The following is a 12,380-nucleotide window of genomic DNA, read 5'->3' on the forward strand; positions in this document are numbered from 1 at the left end:
GTAAACCGCTACACTCGCACCTCAACCATCCGCCAAGGAGGCAACCATGAGCGTTCGCGGTCAAGACCGACAGATCGACAATATCGAGTTCAACGTGGGTGACATCGCCCGCAGCAAAGCCTTTTACGGCGCGGTTTTCGGCTGGGAATTCGTCGATTACGGCCCCACCTACACCGAGTTCAGCGATGGGCGACTGACCGGCGGCTTCACTACCGGGGAGCCCGTTCGACCGGGTGGCCCGTTGGTGATCCTGTACGCGGATGATCTTGAAGGCACGCAGCAGCGGCTCAAATCCATCGGCGCCGTGATCAGCCGGGAAACCTTTTCGTTCCCTGGCGGGAGCAGGTTTCACTTCATTGATCCGGATGGTTATGAACTGGCGGTGTGGACCGCTCAACCGTAGCGGCGCTGGCTGCAACGCCAGGCGTGGAAGCGCAATTGCGCTCCCGCAGGCTGGCGAGCGCCGCTACTGCAACGGCACATAAATATCGGTCTGCCATTGATCCTGCGGTGTCTCGGGGGAGATGCTCAGGTACTCGAAAAACAAGGGCTGGTCTCGAAGTTCCTCGCCGCTGCCAGGGAGCCAGTCGCGATAGATCGGATAGATCGACTCTGCGATGTGATCCGGCGAACCCACATGACGCACCACTACACAGCGCCCGCCCGGGATGACGCGTTCAGTGATGCCGAACTCATTCGCTGCCAGCACCTCGTCAATCTCGCCGCAAATGGCAAACCGGAACTCGTCGGCCGGGGTCGTATCAGGATTGCCGAAAGGAATACCAAAGCTGCGACTCGAAGCCACCGGCGACTGTCCGCTCTGCATGCGCCACGCGATGAATGTCTGCACGCTTTCATCCACGAGCCCCGGGTCGCCGCGGTGCTCGAAGGCTGCAACCCTGACTGAATGAAACTCCACAATTCGTACCTGCATGATGATGCTCCTGGAAAAATGAGGGACGCTGAACACCGCACGCCAGACCTGCCAATTCGGTCGTTTTCTGAATGCACTCGGCGCCATGCCGAACGCCCGCCTGAACGCCCTGGAAAAGGCCTCGGGACTTTCGAAACCCGCACCCAACGCCGCCTCCAGCACCGAATAATCAGCGCCGGAAGACAAGCCATGCGCCGCACGTCGCAGACGCATCAGTTGCACATAGCGTGCAACCGGCATGCCCACGAACGCGGTGAATTGCCGATGGAAGTGAAACTCCGAAAAGTGCGCCACCTGGCTCAGCGTTTTCACCGACAAGTCACCTTCAAGATTCGCGTCGATATAGGCGAGTACAGCGTCGAAGCGCTTTGTGTAGGCGGCGTTGCCTGGCAAGTCAGACACTGTTGGTAGCTCCGGGATATGCGCTGGACCATAGGATCAACTATACCGACATGCCTGCGCCTAGCCGTACTTGCTGAGGTGTGTGTGCCAGTGCGGACCTCGTCGGCCCCTTAAGTGCTCGCGGGGCCCGGGTCTGGAAGCTTGGCAATCACCTTGATCTCAAACTGGTACCCATACAGCCACGTAACCCCTACGCCAGTCAGCGTCGGGTGTGGCGCTTCGCCCCAGAACTCCGGCACCACCTTCCAGATCGTCTCAAACCTGGATTCGGGATCGACGATAAACACCGTCACGTCAATCACATCGTCAAAGGTGCAACCGGCAGCGCCCAGGATCGCATTCAGGTTGTTGAACGCCAGACGGACCTGATCCTCCAGGTCGGGTTCGGGCGAGCCGTCCTCATGGCTGCCGACCTGGCCCGAGACGAATAAAAAGCCATTGGACTTGATGGCCGGTGAATAGCGATTGCGCTCATACAGCGCCTGGCGTCCAGGCGGAAAAACCACATTACGCTGCGTCATGGATGCCTCCATCAAAGGGTCGAAATTGACCCGCAATTAACGATGGGCAGACTCTAGGGGCTTGTGCCAGGGCGATAAACCAGCAACCTTAGCCAGCACTGTTTGTGAAACCCAAACAATCGATCGCCGAGGCCGTTATGGACCGTTTTGATGCAATGCAGGCATTTGCTCGCGTGGTGGAAGCCGGCAGCTTCACCAAGGCCGCCGAGACCCTGCACATGAGCAAGACTACCGTGACGCAACTGGTGCAGCAGTTGGAGGCGCGCCTGCGGGTCAAATTGCTTAACCGCACCACGCGCAAAGTCAACGTCACGGCCGACGGCGCCGTGTACTACGAACGCGTGCTGCAACTGCTGGCTGACATGGACGACGCCGAGACCAGCCTGTCCGGCGCGGCGACCCTACCCAGGGGCCGCCTGCGCGTGGATGTGCCAAGCCCGCTGGCGAGCATGATCCTCGTGCCCGCATTGCCTGCATTTTACGCCCGGTACCCGGATATCCAGATCGATATGGGCGTCAGCGACCGCATCGTCGACATGATCGATGAGAACGTCGATTGTGTGGTGCGCGGCGGCGAACTCACCGATCAATCCCTGATGGCGCGCCGGGTAGGCGACCTTCCCCTCGGCGTTTTTGCGGCGCCGAGCTACCTGGCACGCGTAGGTACGCCCGCTCACCCACAGGAACTGGAAGACTCCAACCACCGTATCGTCGGTTTCCTGTGGGCCCGCACCGGCAAGCCCTTGCCCTATGCGATGCGCAAGCACCTTGAAACTCTCCAGATCAAGGGCCGCTACGCCCTGGCGGTCGACGACGGCAACGCCTACCTCGCCGCCGGCCTGGCCGGTCTTGGGGTGTTGTGGCTGCCCACGTACATGTCAAAAGCCTTCGCGGACCGGGGTGAATTAGTGCCCTTGTTCGAAGACTGGACCCTCGATCCGATGCCGCTTTACGTGGCCTTTCCGCCAAACCGGCATATCAGCCTCAAGCTGCGCGTGTTTATCGAATGGGTGGCTGAGTTGATGGCCGTGCATGCGCCTGTCAGTGGGCGAGTACATCCCCTTCATAGTATGGTTGCGGCCACCAAATGAAGCTTCAAGTGATAAAACTCAGTACGTTCAAGGCCGGCTGCGTGATTGCCGTCCGCCAACTTTCCACCCAGGCCGACATCACCGTTGAAACGCCGCTGTGTGCCAAAACCCCACCGGGCTGGTACACCGTGACCCCAGCGCCCTTGACTTGATCGTCCCTGGACAGTTGTTGAACGACAGTTGCACGTAACTCAATGGTTTTCCTCACACTCATACAGGGACAGACATGGGCATTTTGGATCGGTTGTTTGGTGGACGCTTTACCATGCCTCCTCCCGAGGAAACCAACCTCAGCGCTTCAGCAATCATGAAAGAGCTGCGACCCGAGCGCAGCGACCCTAACCAGAAAAAAGCCCTCGAAGCCTTCGCCCAGGCGCTGGTGGCGACCACTGCGGAAAAAGAAGGCGCCAGACTTGTCCGCCGCGTTATGCGCAGATACGCGATGGGAGATGACCCCTGCAGTGCCCTCACGGAAGGCTTCCTGAATGACTCAAGGGGACAAAAACTTGAAAACCTCGTTCTCCTTAGCCTGGATTGGAAGGGCTATGACGTGTTTGAGTATCAAGCCCCCTTTTTGGTCAGCGCCAGTGGCTTGAAGGCGCCCTACGCCTATGTAAGGGAAGACGCTTCATCCATGCCACAGGTTCTAGATAACTTTGATCAGTGGCTGGCCCAGTTCGGTAAACGGTTTCTTCACCTGGACTCCGGAGGTGAAAATTACGACGGCTTCATTGTTGACGCGGATCGGCTCGAAGACGTTATCGAGCTGGCTGGACGAGCGGGAATCCACGTGCGTCTTGAGAGCTTCTGACTCTGCGGCGGGGTGAGGGGCTTCTGCAAAACCTGTCCAATCAACCCCTCCCCCGATTAATGTCCCTGCCCCGGCCGCTATCCGATCAGATTTTTCCTTTCCCGGTTTTGGAGGCATACCTTGAAAATTGCCCACAACAATCGGGTTACTGCCAACGGCAAGATCGGCTATCTGTTTGTAGAGCCCGGTGCAGCGGCTTTACCGCACATGAACGCTGGACGGGGTCAGGCGCAGTTCTTGCCCGGCCGATTGACAGCGTCCCACCGGTTGATTGTAATAGCCGCCGTTTATGCATGACGCAAGGGACCTGCCATGACCAAGAGACCCTCTCCCGGGCGCGGCGATCTGCCCCGCGCACTGATATTCATCCCGCTGGGCCTGTGCCTGCTCTACCTCACCCTATGGCTGGTCGAAGACCGGCTGAGCTTTCTGGCCCAGGCGCAACGCGCCGAAGGGCATGTCAGCGCCCTGAACGCGGGCGGCAGCCACCCACAAATTGATTTTACCGACGCCGTAGGCAAGGCGGTCAGCTACCCCGAGAGCGGGTTTATATTCGGCTACGCGGTGGGCGACTCAGTGACGGTGTTTTACCGCGCCGATGCCCCCTCCAGTACCGCAATCATTGAAGACCGTGGTGCGCTATGGGGCGCGAGCCTACTGACGGGTCTGTTCGCAATCGTGTTTATCGCAGGCGGCGGCTACCATGTGGCCGCGTGGATTCGTCGGCGCCAGATAGCGCGGCACCTATAAGGATATTCAAATGCAAATCCCATTACCCGTCACTGTCAGTGACTGGCGCTACAAGACAGCCAGCAGCGGCGGCTTGACCGTAGTATTCGCGGCCGCCGCTGGCGGTGCATTGACACTGACCGACCCCAAGGGAGTCGACCAGCAGTTTCGTTATGGCTCGGTCGGGGTCGGCATGGGCATCGGCGCGCGCCTGCCACGTTTCGGCAAGGTCAACTTGCACGTGCGCGGCAAGAGCGTCGGGGCCGCTGGCGCAAGCGAAGACTTTCCGGCGTTTGGCCAAGTGCTGGTTGCAGACTCGATCGCTGCCCGCGGTCTGACCCGGGAGGACTTCCAAGGCGCTTGTGTGTTCATTGAAGCGGGCGTGGGCCTGGTCGGCGGGGCCAGCGGCTCGGCCATGCTGTTCGGTCTGGACCCCAAGCTGCTGGCCATGGCCGCCGCCACACTGACGCCTATGGGCAACCTGCTCCTGCCCCACGACAGCACGACGCGCCTGCTGCGCTCAGCCAAAGGCGTGATCGTCGCCGCGGGCCTTAACGTTGGACTGCAGGCTGGGGGCGGCGCGACGATTTCCTTGGGCGGGCTGTTCTGATCATCAGCCCTCGCGGGCGTGCGACTCGCCAGGTTAGAGCAAGGCTGCGGATGGGCAGTAAACGGCCCGAAACTGCCGCAGCATTCGCTGATGTCAGTCACCATCTCGTGGTCGGAGCACTGAAAAGGTCTATTGCTCGCCATACAGGTCACGGTGAAACTTCCCTCACAGCATTTCTTTGCGTGCAGTCCGCAGATGGATCGCCTATTTACAAGCGTTCATCGGTCTCAAGTATCTGGCTAATGAGGTTGCACACAATCGGCAGCCTCTCATGGCGGCGAAACAAAGCCCCCACCTCTGAAAAAATGGGAGGCCCAGCTATCGCCCTAAAGACAACATTCGGCAGTTGGATAGTTTGAATCAGAACGTTGGGAATGACCGCTATACCCACGCCCAGTCCCACCTGTGTCAGTACTGCGACCAGACTTCCGGGAACCGAACCAATATATGGATCGAATCTCCCGCGCTTGGCCACCTCACGCAACCCTGACGCTTGTTCAGGTAGCACAAACAACTCGCTCGCAAGCGCGCTCGGGCGAATGTCATCATCTGTCTTTGCCAGGATATGGTCAGCTGGCAACGCCAGGCAGAAGCGGTCTCGCGCCAAAATACGGCTGGAGATTGCATCAGGTAGCTGTACGGGCATGCGGACAAAGGCTACATCAATCCGCCCATCCTCAAGAAGTGCCGTGAGCTGTTCGGTAGGGAGTTCCTTGGTGTTCACCATGACGTCTGGCCACTGACTGCGAAAGCGCTGGACTTGGTCTTGGAGTACCCCGAAAAAGGCGGCTGAACCCACGTAGCCGATTTCCACTCGACCAACCTGGCCTCGGCCTGCACGTTGGCCCACATTAATAGCCCTCTCAAATTGTTCAAGGGTTGAGCGGGCTTCTGTCAGAAACGCTTCCCCAGCCGGCGTCAAAGCGACAGACCTCTTTGTTCTATTAAAAAGCCTGGCTTCTAACAAGCTCTCGACTTCCTGGATCTGCGCAGTGAGCGTTGGGGCAGACACGCCCAGTTGCTCAGCTGAGCGTGAAAAATGTAGATTTTCCGCAACTGTGACGAAGGAGCGAAGATGACGAATGTCCATGTCACTTGACTCCCATATTCAGTTTTTCTGAATTATATGACTAATAGGCTTTATTGTTCTGAATTGTCTCCCCTGTTTCAATCATGGACTCACTTTCCTAGGAGTTCACCATGTTCCGTCTCCCCCACATCGCAGTCGCTGTTGGCCTTGCTGGATCCCTCACACTTGTTTCCTTGCCAGCAGCCGCAGCATTAGATTTGCCCAACCAGCCAGTTCTGACGCTTGCCGCCGCTCAACAGATCCTCACGGCAGCGCAAACGAAGGCGCAAACGGCTGGGTGGCCATGCGTGATCTCAGTTGTCGATAGTGCTGGTCTGCCCATTCTCCTGGCTCGCATGGACAACGCCGCTGTGCCAGCAGGCGTTGAACTGGCCCCCGGGAAAGCACGCACAGCCGCTCTATTCCGCCGTCCCAGCGGTGCGTTAGAAGACGCTATCAACGGCACCCGACCTGCCGCCATCACCGCCCAGGGCTTTGTGCTGATGCGTGGCGGTTTTCCGATCGTCGTCAACGGGCACACCGTTGGGGCCGTAGGCGTATCCGCGGACACACCCCAGCACGATGAAGAGATCGCTCAGGCCGGGCTAGCTGCATTCAAATAAACGCTTTCTGATCTCGCTACTCGCATCCGCTGCGGTGTATGTGCTGATGCGTAGCAAAAAAAGCCATAGCCAGAGCCCTGCAAAACATGAGTAAAAATATATGTCGATAAATGACCTGAAAATTACTCAGCCGATTGGGACTGACGCAATCATTTTTGACCTTGATGGCACTCTCGTCGACTCTGCGGGCGACATGACAGCGCAACTGAACACTATTCTTATCGAGCGGAATCTTGAGCCAGTTTTAGTCGCAACAACTTCATTATTCCTCGGCGACGGAATGCGTTCATTTGCCAGGCGGGCGTTCTGCTTGCGGGGCGTGAATGATATGGAAGAAGCGATCGATACCTTCATCTCGCGCTACGAACATACTGACCACCTCATGACAAAACCCTATGAGGGGGTAATTGAAACCCTCAGCGCGTTGCGAGACGCGGGATGGAAAATATCGGTTTGTACGAATAAAAACGAATTGATTGCCATCGATATTCTCAAGCAAACCGACCTGTTGAGATTTATGGATGTGGTTTGTGGTGGGGATAGCGTGTCCTTTAAGAAGCCTGACCCTAGACACCTAAGTACAGTGGTGGCGTTGGCCGATTATGAAAAGCTTTCCAAGATAATGATCGGAGACAACTGGAACGATTTTGAAGCTGCCCGTGCGTATGGAATTCCGTTTGCCTTTGCCAGTTGGGGCTATGGATCTCTGCCCGACGATTGCAAAGCCGTTAACCTCATAAAATTCAGTGACATTCTCGTCGTCGTTGGCTTGCCTGTGCATTGAACGTCGCCTGCTAATTGCAGGCAGCGCAGTCAAAACTCTTTAAAGGTTCGTAGTGAGGTCCTCTACGTTGGGGACGGTGCAGTCGCGCCACAGAACGTATAAAAATCCAAGGCCTTTGGGTCGAAGTGTGTTTTTAACGGTCCCAGTGATGATCTGGCTGGGGATTCCACTTCAGTCGTCGATCGCCACAGCGCGCCTGGCCTCGGTAGGCACCATGGTTGCCGGACTGCGGACGCGCATTGTCCAGCCACCCCCACTCCCCTTATCCTCGACGCTCCCCGTCCGTCCAAAATCGGAGTCGCCATGGACCTCGCCACCCTAGCCCTCTTCCTCCCCGCCTGCTTCGCCCTGAACATGGCGCCCGGCCCCAACAACCTGCTATCCGTGAGCAACTCCACCCGCTATGGCTATCGCACTTCATGCCTGGCCGGCATCGGCCGCCTGCTGGCCTTCGCCGGCATGATCGCCCTCGCCTCTGCGGGGTTGGCGGTGGTGTTGCAAACCTCGGAACTGCTGTTCTACGCGATCAAGATCCTGGGCGCGGCGTATCTGTTGTATCTGGCGTTTCAGCTGTGGCGCGCGAATCCCCAGGCGGAAGCGGAATCGGTAACCGCCAAGGTAAGCCTGTGGGCACTGGCGCGGCAGGAGTTTCTGGTGGCGGCAGGCAACCCGAAGGCGATTCTAATCTTCACCGCGTTCCTTCCGCAGTTCGTGGTGCCAGGCCAACCCATCACCCCGCAATTCGCCCTGCTGGGCGCGATGTTCCTGGTGTTGGAATGGATCGCCATCAGCGCCTATGCCTATATGGGTCTGCACATGCGTCGCTGGTTTGCCGAGCCGCGTGGCAAACGCCTATTCAATCGCTGCTGCGCGGGATTGTTGTCGGCGGCGGCGACGGTGTTGTTGACCGCGCGCAGGGCTTGAGGAAAAAACATGACCCGCAACGAACTCTCCGACCTGTACCTCGGCTACATCGACTGCCTCAACCAACAGGATTGGAACCGACTAGGCGACTTCGTCCACCCGGACGTGAGCTACAACGCCAAGGTGGTCGGCCTGGAGGGCTATCGCGCCATGCTGGAGCGCGACTTTCGCGAGATCCCCGACCTGCGGTTCCACATCCAGTTGCTGATCGCCGACCCGCCCACCGTCGCCAGCCGGCTGAACTTCAATGTCACGCCCAGGGGCGAGTTTTTCGGGTTGCCTATCAATGGTCGCCAGGTGGCGTTCTCGGAGAACATTTTCTACACGTTCGTCGACGGGAAAATCGCGCAGGTCTGGTCGGTCATCGACAAGGCGGCGATCGAACAGCAGTTGGCCGTCTAGACTCCACGCACCCATTCTCACGTGGAGCCCGATCATGAAAAGCAAAACCACCCTCTGCCTCTGGTACAACGGCACCGCCGAGGAGGCTGCCAACTTCTACGCCAAGACCTTCCCCGACAGTGCGGTGAACGCCGTGCACCTGGCACCGGGGGATTATCCTTCGGGTAAAAAGGGCGACGTATTGACCGTCGAGTTCAGCGTCTTGGGCATCCCGTGTATCGGCCTCAATGGCGGCCCGATATTCCCCCACAGCGAAGCGTTTTCCTTCCAGGTGGCCACCGACGACCAGGCCGAAACCGATCGCTACTGGAACGCCATTATCGACAACGGCGGCCAGGCCAGTGCCTGCGGTTGGTGCAAGGATAAGTGGGGGTTATCGTGGCAGATCACGCCTCGGGTGTTGACGGATGCGGTGGCACACGCTGATCCGGCCATTGCCAAGCGTGCATTCGACGCGATGATGACCATGACCAAAATCGACATTGCGGCGATAGAAGCCGCGATAAAGGGCTGACCGCCTACGCCTACGTCTACGAAGCGAGCACAGACAAGAATGACGTTTTCCACTTCGATACACACATCGACACCCTCGAGTAACCGACCATGAGCGACGGCGTGCGTATCAGCCCACGGACCATTCCGGTGCCCTCTTCGATCAGCCCCGAAGCCCAGGCGATGCTCAAGCGCATGGTGGGTGAGGATGGCGTACCGTTGAACGCTCTGCACGTCATGCCGGCGCCCGACGACCACGACGGCTGGCGCCGCATGCAGGCCACCGTTGCCGAGCACTTCGCCGCAACCACCGCCGGCCAGGCGGCCTCACTGCACGCGAGCCTGCATACCCTGCGCGTAGAAAACGCGACCGTGCACGTGGCGACGCCGTCGGATCACACGGGCGGCGCCTACATCGACCTGCATGGCGGTGCCCTGGTATTCGGCGGTGGCGAAAACTGCCGCGTCGCGGCCGGGAGGCAGGCCGACCTGCACAACATGGTCTGCTACGGCGTGGACTACCGCATGCCACCCGATCATCCCTACCCGGCGGCACTGGATGACTGCATGGCCACCTACCGCCATGTGCTCAAGCATCACGCCCCGGACCGTATCGTGATCGGTGGCCGCTCGGCCGGCGGCAACCTCGCAGCGGCCCTGGTATTGCGTGCCCGCGACGAAGGGTTGCCCCTGCCGGCGGCGCTGGTGTTGTTGTCGCCGGAGGTGGACCTGACCGAATCGGGCGACAGTTTTCATGTCAACCGCACGGTAGACGTGGTGCTGCCCAACCCGCTGATGGGCACCAACCTGCTGTATGCCGCCGACGCGGACCTGGCCCACCCGTACCTGTCGCCGCTGTTCGGCGATTTCAGCCGGGGCTTCCCGCCCACCTTCCTGCAAAGCGGCACGCGGGATCTGTTCCTGTCCAACACCGTGCGCCTGCACCGGGCCTTGCGCCAGGCACGGGTGCCGGCGCAGTTGCACGTGTTCGAAGCGATGCCCCATGGCGGTTTCATGGGCGCGCCGGAAGATGCAGAGCTTGCACAGGAAATCCGCGCATTTGTGCGTGAACACCTGCAACGCCCTTGACACATTTACTGACCCCCCCTGAAGATGGAGGCCTCATTCAGGGTGTGTCAGTTTATGTCCGCAACCTCAGTCGTTAACCTTTCCGTCATTGGCTTGATTGCCAAGGCGCAAGGTTGCGTTGCGCACGCCCTCAAATCGAAGAAACAGTCGCTCATGTGACCGGGGCGCGCTGTCCCGTCAGATGAGCTGACAGGACATTGAGCGCGGACTCCCTCCCCCTTGCACAATTGCCCATGCCCTTCTGACGGTGACTCAAGCGGTCAATCATCAGGAGAAGTGCATGTCATCGTTTCAAGGTATCTGGGTTCCCGTGGTCACGCCGTTCCAGGATGGCGCCATCGACTTTGTCGGTCTGCACCGCCTGGTCAGCCACCTGCTGGACAAGCGCGTGGCCGGGATCATGGTGTGCACCACCACCGGCGAAGCCGCATCGCTCAGCCGCCAGGAACAGCTGGCTGTGCTGGATGCGGTATTGCAACAAGTGCCGTCCCACCGTGTGGTGATGGGCCTGGCGGGCAACAACCAGATTGAGCTGCTGCAATTCCAGGCCGAGATCCTCAAGCGCCCGCTGGCGGGTTTGCTGGTGCCGGCGCCGAGTTACATCCGCCCTTCCCAGGCCGGTCTTGAAGCGTTCTTTCGCACGGTGGCCGATGCGTCCAGCGTGCCGATCATTCTCTACGACATTCCCTACCGCACCGGCGTGACCTTCGAGCAGGCCACCTTGCTGAACATCGTTGCGCACCCGCGGATCGTGGCGATCAAGGACTGCGGCGGCAACCTGGGCAATACCCTGGCGCTGTTGGCCAGCGGTGAGGCGGATGTGTTGTGTGGCGAGGATCTGCAGATCTTCAATGCGCTGTGCCTGGGCGCCAGCGGCGCGATTGCCGCGTCGGCCCATGTGTGCACCGAACAGTTTGTGGCGCTGTGGCAACAGGTACGGGATAACCAGTTGGCTGAGGCGCGGGCGACGTTCCTTGGCCTGGCGCCGTTGATCAACACGCTGTTCATGCAGCCCAACCCCGCGCCAGTGAAAGCCGCGCTGGCGCTGGAGGGGTTGATCGACAGTGAGTTGCGGGCGCCGATGCAGCGGGCAACCGAGGCGGTCATCGCAAAACTGCAACGGCTTTCACGCCACGCCCAGTAACCTGTGGTGAGCGAGCTTGCCTCGCGCGGGGCAAGCCCGCTCACCACAGAAGCTCAGGGCATCAGGAAGTCTGCCCCCCCACTTGCCGGGCCATATGCAACCTGTGCAACGTGATCTCGCGCACCGCCTGCTTGCTCAGTTCGATATGCCGCTTCAGCAGGTGCTGCGCCTGTTCACCCTGCCGTTGCACGATGGCCGCGAGTATTTGCCCATGCTCTTCGTACGTCGCCGCAATACGGGGCGCCTGGGTAAAGTCGAGCCGCCGGATGATGCGGATCTGCTCCGTGAGCGCGTAGTGCATGCGCGCCATTTCACGGTTACCGGTGGCTTCCACCAACGCGCAATGAAAACGCTCATCCAGCGCCGATACGACCTGGGCGTCCCGCAGGCGCTCGTCCTCCTGCACATGCCAGGTGGCCTGCAACGCGTGCAGCATCGGGTTCGGTTCGTCCATCGCACATAACCGGCTGACGGCGGCCAGTTCCAACACGATGCGCACGTCGTAGAGTTCTTCGAAGTAGGCGAAATCGAACGGTTTCACCTGCCAGCCACTGCGGAAATACACCTCCAGATACCCTTCCCGCTCCAAGCGATACAGTGCCTGACGCACCGGCGTGCGGCTGGCGTGCATGCGTTCGGCCACCTCGCCTTCGCTGAAGCGATCACCTGGCAGCAGGCGGAAGTCGAAGATATCCGCCTTGAGCTGTGCGTAGATCTGCTCGGCCAGGCTGTCGGGGCGTGTCTTGGCCCGCATC

General features: G+C 59.6%; 17 protein-coding genes and 1 pseudogene. 14 read left to right on the forward strand and 4 right to left on the reverse strand.

The window, feature by feature from the left end; all coding sequences use genetic code 11:
- Positions 1 to 46 precede the first annotated feature (46 nt).
- On the forward strand, positions 47 to 403 hold the full coding sequence (locus M2397_RS08720) for a VOC family protein (RefSeq protein WP_184742403.1): 357 nt from the start codon (positions 47 to 49) through the stop codon (positions 401 to 403).
- A gap of 63 nt (positions 404 to 466) precedes the next feature.
- On the opposite strand, the gene M2397_RS08725 is transcribed toward M2397_RS08720, so the two are convergent.
- Together M2397_RS08725 and M2397_RS08730 are read right to left on the reverse strand one after the other, a co-directional pair.
- Positions 467 to 1,336 carry a GyrI-like domain-containing protein gene (locus M2397_RS08725; protein WP_259242652.1) on the reverse strand — a complete coding sequence of 290 codons (870 nt, stop codon included), beginning with the start codon at positions 1,334 to 1,336 and terminating at the stop codon, positions 467 to 469.
- Positions 1,337 to 1,446: 110 nt separating this feature from the next.
- Positions 1,447 to 1,857, reverse strand: a complete 411-nt coding sequence (locus M2397_RS08730) for a RidA family protein (protein ID WP_145337737.1) — start codon at positions 1,855 to 1,857, stop codon at positions 1,447 to 1,449.
- 137 nt (positions 1,858 to 1,994) lie between these two features.
- Between M2397_RS08730 and M2397_RS08735 the strand changes: the two genes are divergently transcribed.
- From M2397_RS08735 to M2397_RS08760, 6 genes and pseudogenes are all read left to right on the forward strand, one after another.
- The gene (locus M2397_RS08735; RefSeq protein ID WP_259242653.1) at positions 1,995 to 2,948 is read left to right on the forward strand and encodes a LysR family transcriptional regulator; all 954 of its coding nucleotides are present in this window, start codon (positions 1,995 to 1,997) and stop codon (positions 2,946 to 2,948) included.
- Positions 2,945 to 3,100 carry a hypothetical protein gene (locus tag M2397_RS08740; protein ID WP_259242654.1) on the forward strand — a complete coding sequence of 52 codons (156 nt, stop codon included), beginning with the start codon at positions 2,945 to 2,947 and terminating at the stop codon, positions 3,098 to 3,100. The genes M2397_RS08735 and M2397_RS08740 overlap by 4 nt, the downstream gene beginning before the upstream one ends.
- A gap of 74 nt (positions 3,101 to 3,174) precedes the next feature.
- Positions 3,175 to 3,759, forward strand: coding sequence for a hypothetical protein (locus tag M2397_RS08745; RefSeq protein WP_259242655.1), 585 nt, complete (start codon positions 3,175 to 3,177; stop codon positions 3,757 to 3,759).
- Positions 3,760 to 3,885: 126 nt separating this feature from the next.
- A pseudogene (locus M2397_RS08750) lies at positions 3,886 to 3,963 on the forward strand (hypothetical protein); the annotation flags it as partial.
- Between the two features lie 108 nt (positions 3,964 to 4,071).
- Complete coding sequence (locus M2397_RS08755; RefSeq protein WP_167656736.1) at positions 4,072 to 4,509, forward strand: DUF3592 domain-containing protein; 438 nt, start codon at positions 4,072 to 4,074, stop codon at positions 4,507 to 4,509.
- A 10-nt stretch (positions 4,510 to 4,519) separates the two neighbouring features.
- Positions 4,520 to 5,098 (forward strand): hypothetical protein, encoded by a 579-nt coding sequence (locus M2397_RS08760; RefSeq protein WP_053129475.1) that lies wholly within the window; start codon positions 4,520 to 4,522, stop codon positions 5,096 to 5,098.
- Positions 5,099 to 5,306: 208 nt separating this feature from the next.
- Here the strand turns inward: M2397_RS08760 and M2397_RS08765 are convergent, their stop codons facing one another.
- Positions 5,307 to 6,188, reverse strand: a complete 882-nt coding sequence (locus M2397_RS08765) for a LysR family transcriptional regulator (protein ID WP_259242656.1) — start codon at positions 6,186 to 6,188, stop codon at positions 5,307 to 5,309.
- Between the two features lie 110 nt (positions 6,189 to 6,298).
- Between M2397_RS08765 and M2397_RS08770 the strand changes: the two genes are divergently transcribed.
- The 7 genes from M2397_RS08770 (at position 6,299) to dapA (ending at position 11,625) form a co-directional block, all read left to right on the forward strand.
- A complete protein-coding gene (locus M2397_RS08770) occupies positions 6,299 to 6,790 on the forward strand; it encodes a heme-binding protein (RefSeq protein ID WP_184742416.1) in 492 nt (163 codons plus the stop codon).
- A 100-nt stretch (positions 6,791 to 6,890) separates the two neighbouring features.
- Positions 6,891 to 7,574 (forward strand): HAD hydrolase-like protein, encoded by a 684-nt coding sequence (locus M2397_RS08775; protein WP_259242657.1) that lies wholly within the window; start codon positions 6,891 to 6,893, stop codon positions 7,572 to 7,574.
- Between the two features lie 303 nt (positions 7,575 to 7,877).
- Positions 7,878 to 8,498 carry a LysE family translocator gene (locus tag M2397_RS08780; RefSeq protein WP_131696126.1) on the forward strand — a complete coding sequence of 207 codons (621 nt, stop codon included), beginning with the start codon at positions 7,878 to 7,880 and terminating at the stop codon, positions 8,496 to 8,498.
- Between the two features lie 9 nt (positions 8,499 to 8,507).
- The gene (locus M2397_RS08785; RefSeq protein ID WP_259242658.1) at positions 8,508 to 8,900 is read left to right on the forward strand and encodes an ester cyclase; all 393 of its coding nucleotides are present in this window, start codon (positions 8,508 to 8,510) and stop codon (positions 8,898 to 8,900) included.
- 34 nt (positions 8,901 to 8,934) lie between these two features.
- Positions 8,935 to 9,414, forward strand: a complete 480-nt coding sequence (locus M2397_RS08790; RefSeq protein WP_131696124.1) for a VOC family protein — start codon at positions 8,935 to 8,937, stop codon at positions 9,412 to 9,414.
- Between the two features lie 89 nt (positions 9,415 to 9,503).
- On the forward strand, positions 9,504 to 10,481 hold the full coding sequence (locus M2397_RS08795; RefSeq protein WP_259242659.1) for an alpha/beta hydrolase: 978 nt from the start codon (positions 9,504 to 9,506) through the stop codon (positions 10,479 to 10,481).
- Between the two features lie 280 nt (positions 10,482 to 10,761).
- The gene (dapA, locus tag M2397_RS08800) at positions 10,762 to 11,625 is read left to right on the forward strand and encodes a 4-hydroxy-tetrahydrodipicolinate synthase (RefSeq protein ID WP_259242661.1); all 864 of its coding nucleotides are present in this window, start codon (positions 10,762 to 10,764) and stop codon (positions 11,623 to 11,625) included.
- Between the two features lie 61 nt (positions 11,626 to 11,686).
- Here the strand turns inward: dapA and M2397_RS08805 are convergent, their stop codons facing one another.
- Positions 11,687 to 12,379 carry a GntR family transcriptional regulator gene (locus M2397_RS08805; RefSeq protein ID WP_259242662.1) on the reverse strand — a complete coding sequence of 231 codons (693 nt, stop codon included), beginning with the start codon at positions 12,377 to 12,379 and terminating at the stop codon, positions 11,687 to 11,689.
- Between the last annotated feature and the right edge of the window lies 1 nt (position 12,380).

This window comes from Pseudomonas sp. BIGb0381 (assembly GCF_024809815.1).
Taxonomy (GTDB): Bacteria; Pseudomonadota; Gammaproteobacteria; order Pseudomonadales; family Pseudomonadaceae; genus Aquipseudomonas.